This is a genomic window from Roseivivax sp. (genome assembly GCF_054552075.1).
The window spans coordinates 56,502-74,706 of sequence record NZ_JBTOLZ010000011.1; the positions used below are offsets into that span (position 1 = coordinate 56,502).

Annotated in this window: 17 protein-coding genes and 1 other RNA gene; 12 read left to right on the top strand and 6 right to left on the bottom strand. The window is 67.5% G+C overall.

Translation table 11 applies throughout. From position 1 onward, the window contains the following. Nucleotides 1-17: 17 nt before the first annotated feature. The gene (gene chrA / locus ACX938_RS10255) at nt 18-1,256 is read right to left on the bottom strand and encodes a chromate efflux transporter (RefSeq protein WP_459430968.1); all 1,239 of its coding nucleotides are present in this window, start codon (nt 1,254-1,256) and stop codon (nt 18-20) included. Nucleotides 1,257-1,572: 316 nt separating this feature from the next. Here chrA and ACX938_RS10260 point away from each other — a divergent pair, with 316 nt between their 5' ends. From ACX938_RS10260 to ACX938_RS10275, 4 genes are read left to right on the top strand one after another with little or no spacing between them, the layout of a single operon-like run. Continuing rightward, entirely contained in the window at nt 1,573-2,895 is a 1,323-nt protein-coding gene (locus ACX938_RS10260) for an N-acetyl sugar amidotransferase (RefSeq protein WP_459430969.1), read from the top strand. Nucleotides 2,896-2,907: 12 nt separating this feature from the next. Then, the gene (gene hisF, locus ACX938_RS10265) at nt 2,908-3,693 is read left to right on the top strand and encodes an imidazole glycerol phosphate synthase subunit HisF (RefSeq protein ID WP_459430970.1); all 786 of its coding nucleotides are present in this window, start codon (nt 2,908-2,910) and stop codon (nt 3,691-3,693) included. Nucleotides 3,694-3,703: 10 nt separating this feature from the next. Then, complete coding sequence (gene hisH / locus ACX938_RS10270) at nt 3,704-4,348, top strand: imidazole glycerol phosphate synthase subunit HisH (protein WP_459430971.1); 645 nt, start codon at nt 3,704-3,706, stop codon at nt 4,346-4,348. A 55-nt stretch (nt 4,349-4,403) separates the two neighbouring features. Continuing rightward, nucleotides 4,404-6,257 carry an acyltransferase family protein gene (locus ACX938_RS10275; RefSeq protein WP_459430972.1) on the top strand — a complete coding sequence of 618 codons (1,854 nt, stop codon included), beginning with the start codon at nt 4,404-4,406 and terminating at the stop codon, nt 6,255-6,257. A gap of 26 nt (nt 6,258-6,283) precedes the next feature. Here the strand turns inward: ACX938_RS10275 and ACX938_RS10280 are convergent, their stop codons facing one another. The 3 genes from ACX938_RS10280 to ACX938_RS10290 all read right to left on the bottom strand — a co-directional run bounded on the left by ACX938_RS10280 (nt 6,284) and on the right by ACX938_RS10290 (nt 8,969). Next, nucleotides 6,284-7,033 carry a hypothetical protein gene (locus ACX938_RS10280; protein ID WP_459430973.1) on the bottom strand — a complete coding sequence of 250 codons (750 nt, stop codon included), beginning with the start codon at nt 7,031-7,033 and terminating at the stop codon, nt 6,284-6,286. A 45-nt stretch (nt 7,034-7,078) separates the two neighbouring features. Then, the gene (locus ACX938_RS10285; RefSeq protein WP_459430974.1) at nt 7,079-8,170 is read right to left on the bottom strand and encodes a hypothetical protein; all 1,092 of its coding nucleotides are present in this window, start codon (nt 8,168-8,170) and stop codon (nt 7,079-7,081) included. An 88-nt stretch (nt 8,171-8,258) separates the two neighbouring features. Further along, nucleotides 8,259-8,969 carry an acylneuraminate cytidylyltransferase family protein gene (locus ACX938_RS10290; RefSeq protein WP_459430975.1) on the bottom strand — a complete coding sequence of 237 codons (711 nt, stop codon included), beginning with the start codon at nt 8,967-8,969 and terminating at the stop codon, nt 8,259-8,261. A 213-nt stretch (nt 8,970-9,182) separates the two neighbouring features. Here ACX938_RS10290 and ACX938_RS10295 point away from each other — a divergent pair, with 213 nt between their 5' ends. Genes ACX938_RS10295 through ACX938_RS10320 form a run of 6 tightly spaced genes read left to right on the top strand, consistent with a single transcriptional unit; the run spans nt 9,183 to nt 15,249 of the window. Then, a complete protein-coding gene (locus tag ACX938_RS10295) occupies nt 9,183-10,184 on the top strand; it encodes an NAD-dependent 4,6-dehydratase LegB (protein WP_459430976.1) in 1,002 nt (333 codons plus the stop codon). A gap of 8 nt (nt 10,185-10,192) precedes the next feature. Further along, the gene (locus tag ACX938_RS10300) at nt 10,193-11,377 is read left to right on the top strand and encodes a LegC family aminotransferase (protein ID WP_459430977.1); all 1,185 of its coding nucleotides are present in this window, start codon (nt 10,193-10,195) and stop codon (nt 11,375-11,377) included. After that, nucleotides 11,374-12,006: a NeuD/PglB/VioB family sugar acetyltransferase gene (locus tag ACX938_RS10305; protein WP_459430978.1), complete on the top strand. Its 633-nt coding sequence runs from the start codon at nt 11,374-11,376 to the stop codon at nt 12,004-12,006. Before ACX938_RS10300 ends, ACX938_RS10305 begins: the two co-directional genes overlap by 4 nt. Continuing rightward, on the top strand, nt 12,003-13,031 hold the full coding sequence (gene neuB / locus ACX938_RS10310; RefSeq protein WP_459430979.1) for an N-acetylneuraminate synthase: 1,029 nt from the start codon (nt 12,003-12,005) through the stop codon (nt 13,029-13,031). The genes ACX938_RS10305 and neuB overlap by 4 nt, the downstream gene beginning before the upstream one ends. Then, nucleotides 13,028-14,200, top strand: a complete 1,173-nt coding sequence (gene neuC, locus ACX938_RS10315; protein WP_459430980.1) for a UDP-N-acetylglucosamine 2-epimerase — start codon at nt 13,028-13,030, stop codon at nt 14,198-14,200. The genes neuB and neuC overlap by 4 nt, the downstream gene beginning before the upstream one ends. Next, nucleotides 14,197-15,249: a nucleotidyltransferase family protein gene (locus ACX938_RS10320; RefSeq protein ID WP_232751873.1), complete on the top strand. Its 1,053-nt coding sequence runs from the start codon at nt 14,197-14,199 to the stop codon at nt 15,247-15,249. The genes neuC and ACX938_RS10320 overlap by 4 nt, the downstream gene beginning before the upstream one ends. Before the next feature lie 127 nt (nt 15,250-15,376). On the opposite strand, the gene ssrA is transcribed toward ACX938_RS10320, so the two are convergent. Both ssrA and ACX938_RS10330 read right to left on the bottom strand, forming a co-directional pair. Beyond that, nucleotides 15,377-15,732, bottom strand: a transfer-messenger RNA (tmRNA) gene (gene ssrA / locus ACX938_RS10325). Between the two features lie 264 nt (nt 15,733-15,996). Then, nucleotides 15,997-16,227: an N-(5'-phosphoribosyl)anthranilate isomerase gene (locus tag ACX938_RS10330; protein ID WP_459430981.1), complete on the bottom strand. Its 231-nt coding sequence runs from the start codon at nt 16,225-16,227 to the stop codon at nt 15,997-15,999. Nucleotides 16,228-16,331: 104 nt separating this feature from the next. Here ACX938_RS10330 and ACX938_RS10335 point away from each other — a divergent pair, with 104 nt between their 5' ends. Together ACX938_RS10335 and acuI are read left to right on the top strand one after the other, a co-directional pair. Then, the gene (locus ACX938_RS10335; RefSeq protein WP_459430982.1) at nt 16,332-16,847 is read left to right on the top strand and encodes a DinB family protein; all 516 of its coding nucleotides are present in this window, start codon (nt 16,332-16,334) and stop codon (nt 16,845-16,847) included. Between the two features lie 79 nt (nt 16,848-16,926). Then, nucleotides 16,927-17,919, top strand: coding sequence for an acrylyl-CoA reductase (NADPH) (gene acuI, locus ACX938_RS10340; protein ID WP_459430983.1), 993 nt, complete (start codon nt 16,927-16,929; stop codon nt 17,917-17,919). Nucleotides 17,920-18,205 lie beyond the last annotated feature (286 nt).

Consider the following 18,205-nt stretch of genomic DNA (forward strand, 5'->3'; position numbering starts at 1 on the left):
GGCCGCGGGCGGAGGCGTCAGATCTGCGCCAGAAGCGCCGAGGTTCCGGCCGAAACCGCCAGCGTCGTGACGATGCCCCGGCGCATCCCGAAGATCAGGAGCGCGGCCAGCGCCGTCAGCCCCAGCGCGCGGGGCGAGAGGCTGGCCCAGACCGGCGTTTCGGCGCTGAGCGGACCGAGGGACAGCACCGCGGTCTCGGCGAAAAGCACGTGCAGCGCGAAGAAGACCGAGAGGTTGAGGATCACCCCCAGCACCGCCGCGGTGACGCCTGAAAGCGCGCCTTTCAGTGCCGGTCGGGCGCGCAGCCAGTCGAGATGCGCGGCCAGCGCAAAGATGAAGAGGAAGGAGGGCAGGAACATCATCCAGAGCGTCAGCCCGCCCGCCAGAAGCGCCAGCGGCAGCCCGCCCAGCTCGGCGCCCGCGCGCATGGCGACGAACTGCGTGGCGAGGACCAGCGGGCCCGGCGTGGTCTCGGCGAGCCCCAGCGCGTCGATCATGGTCTCGGGCGCCACCCAGCTCGCGTCCTGCGCCATATAGGCCAGGGCCGCATAGGCGCCGCCGAAGCTGACCACGGCGAGCTTGGCGAAGAATGTTGCGATCTCGGTGAGGAAGGGCGCGTCGCTCAGGAGAAGGAGGCCCAGCGGCGCGAGCCAGAGCGCGGCCCAGACGGCCAGGCGGGTCAGCGGCAGGGGCGGCGCGGGCGGCGGCGGGGCTTTGGGGGCTTCGGGGCGGAAGAGGAGCGCCCCGGCCCCCGCCGCAAGCGCCAGGATCACCGGGAAGGGCACCCCGCCCGCGTAGATCGCGAGGAAGGCCAAAAGCGCCAGCGCGGGTTTGACCGGCCCGTCGAGCGTCCTCTGCGCGAGCCGCGCCAGGGCCTGCAGGACGATCACGATCACCGTGGCCTGCACGCCGAGCAGCAGCGCCGCGGCCAGCGGATCCTCCCCAAGCGCCGCATGCAGGAGCGCCAGCGCCCCGATGACCAGCGCGCCGGGCAGCACGAAAAGCCCGCCCGCGATCAGCCCGCCCGCCACGCCGCGCTGCGACCAGCCGGCATAGGTCGCGAGCTGCATCGCCTCGGGGCCGGGCAGGAGCATGCAGAGGCTGAGCGCATCGAGATAGCGCGGCTCGTCGAGCCAGCGCCGCTCTTCCACGGTGCTGCGGTGCAGAAGCGCGATCTGCGCCGCCGGCCCGCCGAAGGAGAGCCAGCCGATGCGGTGGAAGACGCGGGCGATCTCGCGAAGCGTCGGCGCGGTCATGGGGCCCCCGGGGCGGTTGAAGCTGGACGCAAGGCCGGAGGTAGCGGCGCCCGGGGCCGGGGTAAAGCGCGCCGGGGGGATTTTCGCGCGGGGTTTCAATGACGAATAATCACATTCGAATATTAGTGGGCGTGGAGGTGGGAGTGGGCGGGCATCGGGCTGGACCCGAGCGCGCGACATCCCAAGGGGCAACTTTTCTCAAGGATCACGCCGCAGCGCAGGCCCCCCCGACGGCGCGCATTCGCACTGTAATCGCTTGCACCAAAAGAGAACTGTCTCCAAAACGGCGCCAGATCGCTGATCAGTGGAGTGAACAATGGCACCGAAGCCGAACGCGCTGGAAAAACCGCTGAACTGGACGGACTTTGCGCCGCAAGCCAATGATCTGCCCCGAAAATACGGTTTGCCGGGCGAGGTCGCCTTCTGCCGCAATTGCGGCGTGTCGAACCAGCGGCCGAATTCCTCGGTGGAGTTCAAACACACCGAAGCCTCGAAGAAGAAGACGATCAACTTCGACGAGGCCGGGGTCTGCGACGCCTGCCGCACCGCCGAACGCAAGAACAAGGAAATCGACTGGGAGAAGCGCGAGCGCGAGCTGATCGCGCTCTGCGACCGCTTCCGCAGCCGCAACGGCTCCTACGATTGCCTGGTGCCGGGCTCGGGCGGGAAGGACAGTTTCTACCAGTCCTGGATGCTCAAGTACAAATACGGGATGAACCCGCTGACGGTCACCTGGGCGCCGAACATCTATACCGATTGGGGGCGCCAGAACTTCGATGCCTGGATCCATTCCGGCATGGACAACTACCTGATGACCGCCTCGGGCCGGTCGAAACGGCTTTTGACCCGGCTGGCCGTGGAAAACCTGTTCCACCCGTTCCAGCCGTTCATCATAGGCCAGAAGGGCTTTGCGCCCAAAATGGCGATCATGTTCAACATTCCGCTGATCTTCTACGGCGAGAACGAGGCCGAATACGGCAATCCGATCGACGACAACAACGAGGCGCAGCGCAACTACGACTACTTCGCCTCCGCGTCGGAAAGCGATCTCTACATCGGCGGCGAAAGCATCGCGCAGCTGAAATCGGACTTCGGCATGAGCCAGGCCGATCTCAGCCCCTATCTTCCCGCCGATGTCTCGCCTCTCAAGGAGCTTGGGGCCGAGGTCCATTACCTCGGGTATTACTTGAAATGGCACCCGCAGTCGGCCTATTACTTCGCGGTGGAAAACGGCGGGTTCCGGGCCTCGCCCGAGCGCACGGCGGGGACCTATTCGAAATACAACTCGATCGACGACAAGATCGACGACTTCCACTACTACACGACCTTCGTGAAATTCGGCATCGGCCGGGCGACCTATGACGCTTCGCAGGAGGTCCGGTCGGGCGATCTCGAGCGCGAGGAAGCCGTGGCGCTGATCCAGCGTTACGACGGCGAGTTTCCCGAACGCTGGGCCGAGGAGGTCTTCGACTACCTGTCGATCGACGAAAAATCCTTCCCCGAGGCGCACAAGATGTTCGAACATCCGCAGATGACCCGGGAATATTTCGACGCCCTGACGAACCAGTTCCGGTCGCCGCACCTCTGGCAGGTCGAGGACGGGACCTGGTCGCTGCGCCACCAGATCGAAGACATCTGAGGGGCCGGCGAGATGCGGAACTTTCGCCTGATCGCCCGGCTCGACGTCAAGATGAAGACGCTCATCAAGGGCGTGCAGATGGAGGGCTGGCGCAAGGTGGGCGACCCGCGGGAATTCGCCGCCCGCTACGCCGCCGAGGGCGCGGACGAGCTGATGTTCACCGATGTCGTGGCCAGCCTCTACCAGCGCAACTCGCTGCATCAGATCGTGCGGGATGTCGCCTCGGAGGTCTTCGTGCCGATGACCATCGGCGGCGGCGTCCGCTCGGTGGGGGACGCCGGCGAGCTTCTGGCCTGCGGGGCGGACAAGGTCGCGCTCAACACCGGCGCGACGCAGGATCCCGTGCTGATCACCGAGATCTCGCAGACCTTTGGCGCGCAGGCCTGCGTCGTGGCCATCGAGACCGTCCGTTACGAAGGCGAGTGGATGGTGATGACCGACAACGGGCGCAATCACACCGGGCGCAAGGCGCTCGACTGGGCGCGCGAGGCGACCGACCGGGGGGCGGGCGAGATCATCCTGACCGCGATCGACAAGGAGGGCCTCGGCCGCGGCATGGACCTCGACCTGGTGTCGCGGGTCTGCGACAGCGTGCGGGTGCCCGTGGTCGCGGCCGGCGGCATCGGCACGAAAGACCACCTGGGCGCGCTGCTCGAGAAGACGCCGGCCTCGGCGGTCGCTGTGGCGCAGGCCCTGCATTGGAACAAGCTGTCGCTCGACGACCTGCGCGACACGGTTTCGGCCCATGGGCACTTCGTGCGCCCCCTTGGCGCGGCCGCCTCTTCCGGCGGGCAGTGAGGAGACAGAAGTGACACAACCAGCCTGCGCGATCATCGACTACGGCATCGGGAATGTCTTCTCGGTCCGGCGCGCGCTCGAGCAGATCGGCGTCGAAGCCGAACTGACGGCGGATCCCGACAGGATCCTTGCCGCCGACCGGGTGATCCTGCCGGGGGTAGGGGCCTTCGGACGGGCGATGGAGAAGCTGCGGCAGGACGGGCTCGACCGGGTGATCCACGACTACGTGGCCAGCGGAAAACCCTTCCTGGGTATCTGCATCGGTCTGCAGGTCCTGATGGAGACCAGCGAGGAATTTGGCTCTCACACCGGGCTCGGCCTCATTCCGGGCCGCGTCCGCAAGATCCCCGTCGAGGAGGACGCGGCCACGAACTTTCGCGTGCCCTTCATCGGCTGGAGCCCGGTGGCCGAAAGCCGGAGCGGCGCCTGGCAGGGCACGCCTCTTCAGGAAGCGCCTGATCCGAACGCCTTCTACTTCGTCCATTCCTACGAGGCCGTCGTCTCCGAGCCAGACCACCTGATCGCGACCCATACCCTGGGCGGGCGCGAGATCACCTCGGCGGTGCGGCGCGACAACGTGCTGGGCGTGCAGTTCCATCCCGAACGTTCCGCGGATCACGGGTTGCGCTTCCTCGAAGCCTTCGTGAATTTGTGACCCAGCCGACCTGAGCTTCGCCCGTGCCGCCCAACCGTTAGGACCTACGCCGCATATGCAGTACCGCAAGGAAATCGACGGTCTGCGCGCGGTCGCGGTTGTTCCGGTGATCCTGTTTCACGGCGGGGTCGAGCTGTTCAGCGGCGGCTTCGTCGGCGTCGATGTCTTCTTCGTCATCAGCGGTTTCCTGATCACCACGCTCATTCTTGGCGCCAAGGACAAGGGCACCTTCAGCCTCTTGGACTTCTACCACCGGCGGGCCCGGCGGATCCTTCCGGCGCTGTTGTTCGTCGTCTTGTGCAGCTTGCCGTTCGCCTGGGCGTTGCTCCTGCCGGGCGACATGGAGGACTTCGCCGAAAGCCTGCTTGGGGTCGCGCTGTTCGTCTCGAACATCATCTTCAAGCTGCAGGCGGGGTATTTCGACACCGCGGCCGAGCTCAAGCCGCTCCTGCACACCTGGAGCCTCGCCGTCGAAGAGCAGTTCTACATCCTGTTCCCGATGCTGGTCCTGGCGATCTGGCGCTTCGGATCCCGGGCGCTGACCACCATTTTCGGGCTGATCTTTGTGGCCAGCCTCGCCTATGCGCATCACACCGCCTACAGCGACCCCGAGACGGCGTTTTTCTTCCTGGCGGCCCGGGCGTGGGAGCTGCTGCTGGGAAGCTTTGCCGCGCTCTATCTTCGTGCGCGCCCCGAACCGGCCTCCGGCCTCGGGGCTGATCTTGGCGCCGGTTTGGGCCTGGGGCTGATCCTGTTCTCCGTCTTTGCCTATGACGAAGAGACGCCCTTTTCGAGCCTTTACGCCCTGGCGCCGACGGTGGGCACGCTCTTGGTCATTCTCTGTGCGCGCCCGGGAACGCTCGTGCATCGGCTGCTGTCGCTGAGGCTCGTAGTGGCGGTCGGGCTGATTTCCTACAGCCTGTATCTCTGGCATCAACCGGTCTTCGCATTCTACCGGATCTCGGGCCTCTCCGGCGGACCTTGGGTGTTCGCCTTGCTTTCGGCGGGCATCCTCGTCGCCTCGATCCTCAGTTGGCGCTTCGTCGAACAGCCCTTCCGGCGCGGCGTTCTGGGCAAGGGGCAGGTTCTCCTGGCGTCGGCGGCGGCGCTTGCCGGTTTGGCGGGGATCGCGGTCCTGACCTATGCAAACAACGACCGCTTGACCGCCTTGAGGTTCTCGGAGGACTTCCTCGGGGTGATCGCCTCGGCCGGCGAAAGCCCCAAGCGCGACAAGTGCCATTTCGACCACGAAGACAACGTGTTCCCGCTGGAAGAAGCCTGCGTCTATTTCGGGGAAGAGGCTTCCTGGGCGGTCTACGGCAACAGCTACGGGGTCGAGCTGGCCTATGCGCTGGCCGAGGGGCTCGAGCCCCGCGGCGCGGGCCTCGTCCATCATACGATCAGCGGCTGCCCGCCGAGCTACCGGATCGACGCGGCGCCCCATTGCGAGGCCTTCTACCAGGAGCGTCTGACCGCCGTCCTCGACGACCCCGAGATCCGCAATGTGGTGCTGGCCTTCCGCACCGACGGCACGGGGCCGGAAGCGGCGGGTGCATTGGTGCGCCTTGCCAATGACATCGCGGCGACGGGCCGGACCGCTCACCTGGTGCTGCACCCGCCGACAATCCCGCGGGACATCCGCTTCTACATCAGCGCGAGCCGCTTTTCGGGCGGAGAGGCGCTGGCGGCCCGCCCGCTGGACACTTGGGCGGAGCAGAACGCCGATATCTACAACGCGCTGTCGGCGCTGGACCCCGAGGTCAACCTGGTCGATCTGAGCGAGGTCTTCTGCGACGCGCAACAGTGCTACGCGCTGCGCGACGACAAGGCGCTTTACTTCGACGACCACCACATCTCGATCAGCGGTGCGCGGCTGGCGGCGCCCCATGTCTTGGGGCAGGCGGAGTAGCCCGGAAAACGCGGGCTTTCTTCAGCCTAGATGAACTCGACCGCGTAGCGTTCGCGGATCTTCTCCATCAGAAGGCGGTCGATGATCGTGTGCTTCGAGGTCGTCTGCACCTTGGCATCCGCGGCGATCCCGGTGGAATAGCCCGAGCGGTTCTCGAAGGTCAGCCCCGAGATCAGGTAGCGCGCCTCCGGCCCATGCGTCGCCATGGCGATGGCCATGGTGGTCAGACCCGACGACGGGCGGAAATAGCCGCTGGAATAGAAAAGCGCGGGGCGCTTCCAGAAGAACTCCTTGAGGAAGGAGGTCATGTCCTTCCGGGGGATCTTCTGCCCCGAGGCCCGCGCCTCTTTCAGGACGGGCAGGGGCCAGCGGAGATCGCGCGTCAGGCCCATGGCCGCGAAGCTGTCGAAGACCTCCTGGGGCGGGACGAGGCGCGCTTCGCTTTTCTCGGCGGGCAGGCCGTCGAGGTATTTGTCCTTGTGCGAAAAGGCCAGCGTCTCGTCCACCGGGGCGGCTTTCAGCCGGTCCAGGCGGTCCTGCATCGAGCGGAAGGTGTTCTTGCGCGGCTTATCGGGATCGGGCTCTTCGGTGTAGAGGTCGGGAAACTGGTCGAAGAAATAGGCCGAGGCCGCGCAGACGGTCGTGGTCTTGGCCCCGGTCTCGCGCAGCGTTTCGGGCGCAAAGACTATGGCCGAGAAGTTGGCGAAATAGATGTGGTCGCTGGGGACGAGTTTGGCGTTCGGCGCCGATCCGACGACCATGATTGTTTTCGACATGTCTCTTTCCAGTCTGTTGTCGCGCGCCGTGATGGCGGCACGCGCTTAACCGCTCTTGGCGTCTTGCCGGGGCCTGAAGGCCGCGAGGAGCCGCTCGCCCAGGCCGCGCTTTTGTGCGCCTGCCGATTGGACCCTTCGCAAGAGGGCGTCTTTCCGCGCCTCGTCGACCGCGCAGATGTCCGAGACCGCATCGATCCCGGCGATACGCTCCCGCGCCGCGTCGCGAGGGATCGCGGTCGGATCGAGCCCGGGAAAAGACAGGCCGAACTGCTCTTCGAGCCAGCTCAGGTCCTGCGCCCGCGCTTCGATTGCGGCCTTCAGACCCTCGGCAAGCCGCGGCTTGGAAAAGCCCGGCTCGGCGGCGTCAGCGGCCTGGATCAAGTCCTTCATCCGCTGCGCACGGGCGGCGTGGTAGCGCGACGGCGGCGCGATCTCGCCGCGGTGATAGGCCTGCAGCAGGGCCATGGCTTCGGCGCTGATCGTGGTGTTGTCGCGATTGGCAGGAATGCTCAGGTCGCCCGCGGCAAAGGGCAGGTAGCGGGCGCAGAAATCCGCGACCACATCGCCGTCCTGCAGCGTGTCGCGGGCAAAGCGGATCACCTCCACCGGGCCGGGGCCGTGCATCTGCCAGGGCTCCAGCACGTCGCGCAGCGCGGTCTCGCCGGGGATGGTGATGTCGGGGCGTTTCTTCACGTCCTGCTGGGCCATGGACAGGAAGTGATCGGCTGGATCGCGCAGGTAGGCGGTCACCAGGATCTCGGAGAACATCCCCTCCAACTCGCGGCTCAGCCGGGTCAGCGCCTCGGCCGAAAACGGGCGGAACTGGTTCTCGCAGGACAGGACCACCAGCTCCGGGGCGGCCTCGGCGATATGGCGGCGGGCGGCCTCCCAGTACTCCTTGCCAAGCGCGGTCTTGCGGGCATCGTCACGCGCGCCACCGAGCGCCGGATCGTGGTGTTTCACGTCGCCGGTCAGATAGGTGAAGATATCCTGGTGATTGGTGTGCCGCCCGGTCTCGGGAAAGAAGACGCCGTGGCGGGCCAGCGTCTCGGGATTGTTCCGAAGCGCATTCTGGATCGAGGTCGAGCCGGTCTTGCCCTGGCCGATATGGAGGATCAATCTTGGGGCGGCGGTCATGGGAGCCTTGGCGCGTTGCGTTTGCGTCCCCCTAGCATGCGGCGGAAATCAAGGCCACGGGGCCTGCAGGCCAGCGGCGGCTGCGGGATCACTCAACGTCCATCGGCACGCGGCCACCCCAGGCGGCAAGTCTTTCGCGTGCAAGCTCGAGGTCCTCGGCGGTGTCGATATCCAGCGATCGCGCCCGGGGCATCACGTAGCCGACGGTATCGTCCGAGACGAACTGCCGGTCCGCCAGGAAATCCTCTGTCCGAAAGAAATACATCGCCCCGTTCAAAAGGTAGGCCGGCGCGAGGTCCTGCCGCCGAAGCCCTTGTTCCGGCAGCGGCAGAACGCGGCCAAGCTGTCCGCCTTGGTCTCGGGTGAACATCAGCCAGGGGCTTTCCTCGGCCTCGCAAACGGAGACGCAGGTCGCGGCCTGCCCAGCCCGCCAAAGCGCCTGCGCGGCGTCGATGTCCTCGGCGGTGCGGAACGGAGAGGTGGGTTGGAGCAAGACACCGCTGGCAAAGCCGGGCGCCTGCGCAAGGGCATGGGCCACGACGTCGGCGGAAGTGGCCGTATCCGAGGCCAGTTCGGGCGGGCGCAGGAAGGGGACCTCGGCCCCGGCGGCGCGGGCGGCCTCGGCAATCTCGCGGTCGTCGGTGCTCACGATCACGCGCTGGACGGCTGCGGAGGCCAGCGCCGCACGTATCGTCCAGGCGATGAGCGGCTGCGCGCCCAGGGGCAGCACGTTCTTGCGCGGCAATCCCTTGGATCCGCCGCGCGCGGGGATGATCGCCAGCAGGCCTTTGTCGCTCACGTCCGCCTCGATATGCCTTTGTTTCAGAGCCAAGCTCTAGGGGCCCCGGCGCGACTTGTCGATGCGGATCTTCGGGCCGTTCGCCGTCGGGGCAGGGGGCGCGGCGCCGCGCTGGGTGCTTGCGCGCGGGCGGGTTCGGTGGCACGACCAACCCCAGCTAGGGGGTGTGATCCCAAGGCATGGGACACGCCACAGGACGGCTGAGGGAACGGCATGGCACAGAAGGTCTTGGTCACCGGGGCGGACGGCTTCATCGGGTCGCACCTGGTCGAAACGCTCGTGCGGGACGGCTACGACGTGCGGGCCTTTGTCTACTACAACTCCTTCAATTCCTGGGGCTGGCTCGATGATGCCGCGCCGGATGTGGCCGGCAAGTTCGAGGTGGTCTCGGGTGATATCCGTGACCCCTACGGCGTCGATGCGGCGGTCGAGGGGTGCGACACCGTCCTGCATCTCGCCGCCCTGATTGCCATTCCCTTCAGCTACCAGGCGCCCGACGCCTATGTGCAGACCAATGTGACCGGCACGCTCAACGTGCTGCAGGCGGCCCGCCGGCATGGCGTGTCGCGCACGGTCTGCACCTCGACTTCCGAGACCTACGGCACGGCGCAATTCGTGCCGATCACCGAAGAGCATCCGCTGAACGCCCAATCGCCCTATGCGGCCAGCAAGGTCGGCGCCGACCAGATGGCGCTGTCGTTCCAACGCTCCTTCGAGATGCCGGTCTCGGTGCTGCGACCCTTCAACACCTACGGGCCGCGGCAGTCGGCGCGGGCGGTCATCCCCACGATCATCGGGCAGATCGCGGCGGGCTCGCGGCGCGTGAAGCTGGGCGCGCTGCATCCGACGCGCGACTTCACCTTCGTTCGGGACACCGCGCGCGGCTTCATCCAGGCGATGACCTGCGACGGCTGCATCGGCGAGGTGACGAACATCGGCAGCAACTTCGAAATCTCCATCGGCGATACCGTGGACCTCATCGCCGAGGCCATGGGCGTCGAGGTCGAGATCGAGAGCGACCAGAGCCGCGAGCGCCCGGCGGCTTCGGAGGTCGAGCGGCTCTTCGCGGGGACCGAGAAAGCCCAGGCCCGCTTCGGCTGGGCGCCGGAGTTCAGCGGCCGCGACGGCTTCGTGCGCGGCCTGGCCGAGACCGCCGAATGGTTCCAGGATCCGGCCAACCTCGCGCGGTACAAGACCGACCGCTACAACATCTGAGCGCCCGCATGAAAGATCCGACCCGCCTGGCCCATGACATCCGCGATCGCCTGCACGCCATGCTGGGGGCGCCCTCCGATTTCGTGCCGCTGCACAAGCCCGAGTTCCACGGCGAGGAAGAGGCGCTGGTGGCCGATTGCGTCCGCTCGGGCTGGGTGTCCTCGGTGGGCAAATACGTCGACCGTTTCGAGGCCGAGATCGCCGCCGCCTGCGGGACGGCGCATGGCGTCGCGGTGGTGAACGGCACGGCCGCGCTGGAGGTGGCGCTGCGGGTCGCGGGCGTGTCCGCGGGCGACGAGGTGCTGATGCCCTCGCTGACCTTTGTGGCCACGGCCAATGCCACGCACCACCTGGGCGCGGTGCCGCATTTCGTGGACGTGGAGGAACGGACCCTGGGCCTCGATCCCGCGGCGCTGTGGGCGCATCTGGATGCCACCGCCGAGCGGCGCGGCGAAGGGCTCTTCAACCGCGAAACCGGGCGGCGCATATCCGCGATCCTGCCGATGCACGCCTTCGGTCACCCGGTCGACATCGACGGGCTTGCGGAAGTCGCCCAGGACGCCGGCCTCGTCATCGTCGAGGATGCCGCCGAAGCCCTGGGCAGCCGCTACAAAGGCAGGCGCTGCGGCAGTTTCGGCCGGGTCAGCGCGCTCAGCTTCAATGGCAACAAGGTCCTGACGACGGGCGGCGGCGGTGCCATCGTCACCGACGACCCCGAGCTTGCGGCACGCGCGAAGCATCTGACCACGACCGCGAAAGCCGCCCATCGCTGGGCCTTTGAACACGACGAGATCGGCTACAATTACCGGATGCCGAACCTCAATGCCGCGCTGGGCGTGGCGCAACTTGCCCAGCTCGACACCCGGCTGGCCCAGAAACGCCGGCTGGCCGAGGCCTATCTGGCGAATTTCGCGGATCATCCCGATCTCGAGGTGCTGCGCGAACCCGAAGGCGCGGAGTCGAACTATTGGCTCAACGCCTTTGTGCTGAAGCCGCATGCCGCCGCTGCGCGCGACACGCTGCTTGGGGTGCTGAACGACGCGGGCCTCATGGCGCGGCCGGTCTGGGAGCCGCTCCATACCTTGCCGATCTACGCCGATGCGCCAAGGGCGGCGCTGCCCGTGACCGAGGACCTGGCCGCCCGCGTGGTGAACGTGCCCTCCTCGGCCTATCTCGGGGCAACCCTGGCATGACCGGGATCGTGCTCATCGGCGGCGGCGGCCACTGCCGCGCCGCGATCGACGTGATCGAGGCCGAGGGTCGGTTCGAGGTCGCCGGTATCGTCGAGCGTCCCGGCGCCGAGACTACTGCCGTCCTGGGCTATCCCGTCCTCGGGACGGACGACGCGCTCGACGACATCCTGGCCGCGCATCCGGCGGCGCTCGTGACCATCGGGCAAATCGCCTCCGCCGCCGCGCGGATCCGCTGTTTTGCCGCGGCCCGGGCCGCAGGCGCGGATCTGCCCGTCGTCTGCGCGGCCATGTCCTACCGCTCCCGCCACGCCAGCCTGGGCGCGGGCAGCATTCTCATGCACGGAGCGATTGCCAATGCCGGGGCCGAGATCGGCGAGAACTGCATCCTCAACAGCCAATGCCTGGTCGAGCATGACGCGAGGATCGGGGATCATTGCCACGTCTCGACCGGGGCGCGGGTGAATGGCAATGTCACGCTCGGGGAGGGCTGTTTCATCGGCTCCGGCGCGATCATCTACCAGGGCGTGAGCATCGGCCGGGGCAGCGTGATCGGGGCGGGCTGCGTGATCCGCAGCGATCTGCCCGAGGATACGACCATACGCGAGACACCGCGGAGGGCACCGTCGTGACGCAAGACGCAAAGGTTCTGGTCATCGCCGAGGCTGGCGTGAACCACAACGGCGATCTGGAGACCGCCAAGCGCCTCGTCGATGTCGCGGCAGAGGCCGGGGCGGATCTGGTCAAGTTCCAGACCTTCAAGGCCGAGAAGATCGCCGCGGCCTCGGCGCAGAAGGCCAGCTACCAAAGCCGCAATACGGCGGGCGCCGGATCCGATGACGACAGCTCGCAACTGGCCATGCTGCGCAAGCTCGAGCTGAGCGAGGCCGATCACGCCGCGCTGATCGCGCATTGCGAGGCGCGCGGCATCGGCTTTTTCTCGACCGGCTTCGATCTCGACAGTCTCGACTACTTGAACACCCTGGGCTTCCCGCAGTTCAAGATCCCCTCGGGCGAGATCACCAACCTGCCGTATCTGCGCAGGCTCGCCTCCTTCGGGAAAGACGTGATCCTGTCGACCGGCATGGCCACGCTCGGTGACATCGAGGCGGCCATCGTCGCGCTCGAAGAGGCCGGGCTGCCGCGCGCCCGCATCACCGTTTTGCATTGCACCACCGAGTATCCCGCGCCGTTCGACGAAGTGAACCTGCGGGCCATGCGGACCATCGCCGAGGCCTTTGGCGTGCCTGTCGGCTACTCCGACCACACCGAGGGCATCGAGGTGGCGATTGCCGCGGTCGCGCTGGGCGCGCGGGTGATCGAGAAACACTTCACGCTCGACCGCGCCATGCCCGGGCCCGACCATGCGGCGAGCCTCGAGCCCGAGGAGCTGCGCGATATGATCCGCGGCATCCGCCGCATCGAGCGGGCGCTGGGCTCGCCGATCAAGGCGCGCACGGCGTCCGAGGCGGCGAATTGCGCCGTCGCGCGGAAATCCATCGTGGCCGCCCGGCCGATTGCCCCGGGCGAGCGTTTCAGCGAGGACAACCTGACCGCCAAACGGCCCGGCACCGGCCTCTCGCCGATGCGCTGGGACGAAGTGGTCGGACAGGCGGCGCCCCGGGCCTTCGAGACGGATGAGGAGGTCCACCTGTGAAACGGGTCTGCGTCGTCACCGGCTCGCGCGCCGAATACGGGCTCTTGCGCTGGCTTATGCAGGGGCTGAAGGACTCGGCCTCTTGCGAGTTGCTGACCGTGGTGACGGGCATGCATCTCGCCCCGCAGTTCGGCGAGACCTGGCGCGCGATCGAAGCGGACGGCTTCAAGATCGACTGGAAGGTCGAGATGCTCCTGGCCTCGGACAGCAGCCCGGCGGTGACGAAATCCATGGGTCTCGCGATGTCGGGTTTTGCCGATGCCTTCCAGCACCTGGCGCCGGACATGGTGGTTCTTCTGGGGGACCGCTTCGAGATCCTCGCAGCCGCCTCGGCGGCGCTGATCGCCGGCGTGCCCATCGCCCATTTGCACGGCGGGGAGGTCACCGAAGGCGCCTTCGACGACGCGATCCGTCACGCCATCACCAAGATGGCGGACCTGCATTTCACCGCAAGCGAAGCCTACCGGCGGCGGGTGGTTCAAATGGGCGAGGACCCCGGACGTGTCTTTGACGTCGGCGGCTTTGGCCTCGATGGCATCGCACGGCTTGAGCCCATGGCGCGCGGCGAGCTGGAAGAGGCGCTTGGCCTGCCTCTTGGCGAGCGGAGCCTGATGGTGACCTTCCACCCCGAGACGGCCAGCGGCGCGGATCCTGCGGCGCAGATGCGCGAGCTGCTCTCTGCGCTGGAAGAGACGCCCGCGCAGCTGATCTTCACCATGCCCAACGCGGATTCCGGCGGTCAGCTGCTGTTCGAGATGATCGACGCATTTGTCGCCCGGCATCCCGGGCGCGCCTGCGTGCACCGCTCGCTCGGCCAGAGGCGCTATCTTTCGGCGCTGGCCCATGTCGACGGGGTGGTGGGCAATTCCTCCTCAGGACTGATCGAGGCGCCGGCCTTCAAGATCGGCACGGTCAATATCGGCAGCCGGCAGGACGGGCGGCTGAAGGCCGAGAGCGTTGTTGACTGCGCCGCAGACCGTGGCGCCATAGAGGCCGCGATCACCCGCATCCTCGCGCCGGAGTTTCGCGCGGGGCTCGAGGGTCTGGTCAATCCATACGGCGACGGCGGGGCCAGCGCCCGCACGCTCGAGGTGATCGAGAACTGGGACACCGAAGCCCGCCCCAAGGGCTTTTTCGACATGCCCTGGCCCGAGGAGCAGACCGCGTGACGGAACAGGACACGAAATGGCGTGGGGCGCTCTTGCCGCGCGACGCCACGCTGGGCGAGACCATCGCCAATCTGAATGAAACCGGCCTGAAGCTGGTGCTCTGCGTGGATGCGGAGCGGCGGCTTTTCGGCACGGTGACCGACGGGGATGTGCGCCGCGGCCTGCTGCGCGGCCTGACCATGGAGGACCTGGCCCAGGACGTGGCGAACAAGCGGCCTCTGGTCGTGCCGGAAGGCGCCGACCGCGCGATGATCCGCGCGATCATGCAGGCCAACGACGTCATGCAGGTGCCGGTGGTCGACGGCGAGGGCCACGTGGTCGGCCTGCATCTCTGGAACGACCTCGACCGGCCGATCGCGCATGACCATGCCATGGTGATCATGGCCGGCGGCAAGGGCACGCGGCTGCGGCCCTACACCGAGAATTGCCCCAAGCCGCTGCTGCCGGTGGCCGGCAAACCGATCCTGCAGCACATCATCGAACGCGCGCGCGGCCAGGGGTTCACCAAGTTCATCCTGTCGCTGAACTACCTTGGTGAGATGATCCGGGACCACTTCGGCGACGGGTCCCGGTTCGGGGTCTCGATCGACTACGTGACGGAAGATCAGCCGCTTGGAACCGCCGGCGCGCTGTCGCTTCTCTCGCCCGCGCCGACGCGGCCTTTCGTCGTGACCAATGGCGACGTGCTGACCGACATCGACTACCGCGACCTGATCGAGTTCTGCGAGCGGCAGGAGGCGCTGGGCGTCATGGCCGTGCGGATCTACGAGTGGACCAATCCCTACGGCGTGGTGCAGATGGACGGGCTGGAGATCACGGGCTTCGTCGAGAAACCGGTGTCGCGCAGCCATATCAACGCGGGGGTCTATGCGTTCGAACCCCAGGCCCTGGCGCATCTCCGGCGCGACGAGCGCTGCGACATGCCGATGCTGTTCGACCGCTTGCGGGAGGCCGGCGAGCGCACCGTGGCCTATCCGATGCACGAACCCTGGCTCGACGTCGGGCGTCCGGATGACCTCGAGAAGGCGAACTCCGGCGAAGAGGGGTGACGCGCGCTGCGGCTGGAGCTTTGGGTCGGATGGCAAAACGTCCGGCCCGACCCCGGCGTGAACGCGCAGCTTGCATAGCCCGGCGCAATGCACCGGTCGCGCTACCAAACGTCCCGTACTGTATTGAAATGCAGGCTTCTGTTGCCAGGTGCCTGCGAACCCCGCCAGCCCTTGCTAGAGGACTGGACTTAAGATTTCGGTCTTTCGCGCAGCATTAGGCTGCGAGAGCGACCGGAGCACGATTGTCGTTGGCAATTATGCTTTACGGACCGATAACGGTGGTACCTCACCGGGACAAAGCTACCCCTTTACACGTTCGTCGATCCTGTTTCGGCCCCAGGATCCCCCCAACGAAGGGTGTTTGGTGGAGCCGCCGGGTACCGCCCCCGGGTCCGATCCGCTTATTACGAGCGCGTTTATGTCCATAGTTCCGTTGCCGGAACACTTCGGAAGATAGGGGTTTGCGGCGGGCTTGCAAAGGGGGTGTCGAAATCTCGCGGAGATTTCGGGGCGGTTTCCGGACGCGGAAAACCTGGGGGCGCGGGTTGTGGTGGTTTGGTGCGTTTTGTGACGGTTGGTTCGCGCGCTGTGGTGGATTGGCGGGCATTTGGACCGGGTGGTCACCACAGTCGGGCGGCCGGACAACGCGCGCAGAAAGATCGCCCGGACCACGCAAGCGCGAATCCCTTCAGCTATCCCCCCGGAAATCCGCGTCGGATTTCCCCGAGGGTTCCGCGTGCGGAACCCTCAGACCAGCCGCGTGATCGGCGCGCGGTTGCAGAAGATCACCACCTGGCCCGAGTTCTCCACTGCCCGGTAGCCGCGCCGCGCCACCTCGGCCTTGAGCGCATCCATGCCCGCGTAACGCTCCACGTCCCGGCGCGAGCGGCGGATCACCTGGCCGCGCATGGCCGATTGCGAGCCGAAAAGCTCGGCCATCCAGGCTTCGGGCGAGAGGGCACCATAAAGACGCGGCATGGGCGCCAGCCTCTGTCCTCAAGGTAAAGAAGCCGTAAATCTTCCCCGGTCTTGCCAGCGGCGCGGCAAGCTGCTCGATTGGCGGCGGCAGAGGAGGCCGAGGCATGATCGACGCGGACTACGTGCGGCAGATGGCGCGCTACAACGCCTGGCAGAACCGCCAGCTCGGCGCGGCCTTCCGCGCGCTCGGCGAGGCGCGGCTGAAAAGCGCCGGCGCGGGCTTCTTCGGCTCGATCTTCCGGACCGCCAACCACCTGCTCTGGGGCGATACGGTCTGGCTCGCGCGCTTCACCGGGAGCCCGCTGCCCGAGGGCGGCATCCCCGAGAGCCCGGAGTTCACCGCGAGCCTCGAGGAGCAGGAGCGCGCCCGCGCCGCGCTCGACGCGCGGCTCACTCACTGGGCGCGGGGGCTGGAGAGCGCCACGCTCCAAGGCGACCTCAGCTGGTATTCCGGCGTCGCGGGGCGCGAGGTCAGCCGGCCCATGGCGCTCTGCGTCACGCATTTCTTCAACCACCAGACCCACCACCGCGGCCAGATCCACGCCATGCTGACCGAGGCGGGCGCCAAGGCGCCGGTCAGCGACCTCGTCTTCATGCCCGGGGAGGCCGACGCGCCCTGAGCCGCGGCGCGACCCACACCCCACCCCGCGCAGGGCCCCGAGAGGCCCCGCGCGGCGCGACCGACAAGGAGGAGGCACCATGTTCAAGGCCCTGATCGTCGAGAAGGACGCGGAGACCGGCAAGACCAGCGCCGGGCTGCGCGAGATCGCCACCGAGGACCTGCCCGAAGGCGAGGTCACCGTGGTGGTCGAATACAGCACGCTGAACTACAAGGACGGGCTCTGCCTCGGGCCCGGCGGCGGGCTGGTGCGCAGCTACCCGCATGTGCCCGGCATCGATTTCGCGGGCACGGTCGAGGCCTCCTCGGACGATCGCTACGCGCCCGGCGACAAGGTCGTTTTGACCGGCTGGCGCGTCGGCGAGGCGCATTGGGGCGGCTACGCCCAGAAGGCCCGGGTCAAGGCCGACTGGCTGGTGCCGCTGCCCGAGGGGCTCACCACACGCCAGGCCATGGCCGTGGGCACCGCGGGTTTCACCGCCATGCTGGCGGTCATGGCGCTCGAGGATCACGGGCTCACGCCGGGGCAGGGGCCGGTGCTGGTCACCGGCGCCTCGGGCGGCGTGGGCTCGGTCGCGACCGCGATCCTGGCCGAGCTCGGCCACGAGGTCGCGGCGGTCACCGGGCGGCCCGAGGGCGCGGATTACCTCAAGGATCTGGGCGCCACCGAGATCGTGGCCCGCGAGGAGCTGGCCGAGACCACCAAGCGGCCGCTCGAGAGCGAGCGCTGGGCAGGCGCGGTCGACGCGGTCGGCGGGCCGATGCTGGCGCGGCTCCTGGGGCAGCTGAAATACGGCGGCTCTGCCGCGGCGGTGGGGCTGGCCGGCGGGGCGGATCTGCCCGCCAAGGTGATCCCCTTCCTGCTGCGCGGGGTGAACCTTCTGGGCATCGACAGCGTGATGCAGCCCTATGACAACCGGCTGCGCGCCTGGCAGCGGGTGGCCCGCGACCTGCCGATGCAGAAGCTCGAGGCCATGGTCCATCCCGCGACCCTGGAGGATCTGCCAGAACTTGGCGCGCAGATCCTGCAAGGCCAGGTGCGCGGGCGGGTCGTGGTCGACCTCGGCAGCTAGGCGGGGGGCCGGGCCCGCGGCGGGCCCAGAGCCGCCTGACCGCGCGACTTACAGGACCGCGCGTGGCCGCTCCGGTCGCGCGCGGTCTGCTTTTCGGAGCGCACCCAACATCGCGCGCCGCCGCGCCACACCCGCCGTCGCAGCCCCAATTTCCCCCGTCGCCCGCCAGCAAAATGCCTAGGGATTAAGCATTTTTCTGGACAGAGCGATTCGACCCGGTAGGCTTCCCGGCCATGGAAGGCGCCTCCGGGGCCCACCGCGCCAGAGCGGCGGACCCTCGAGAGGG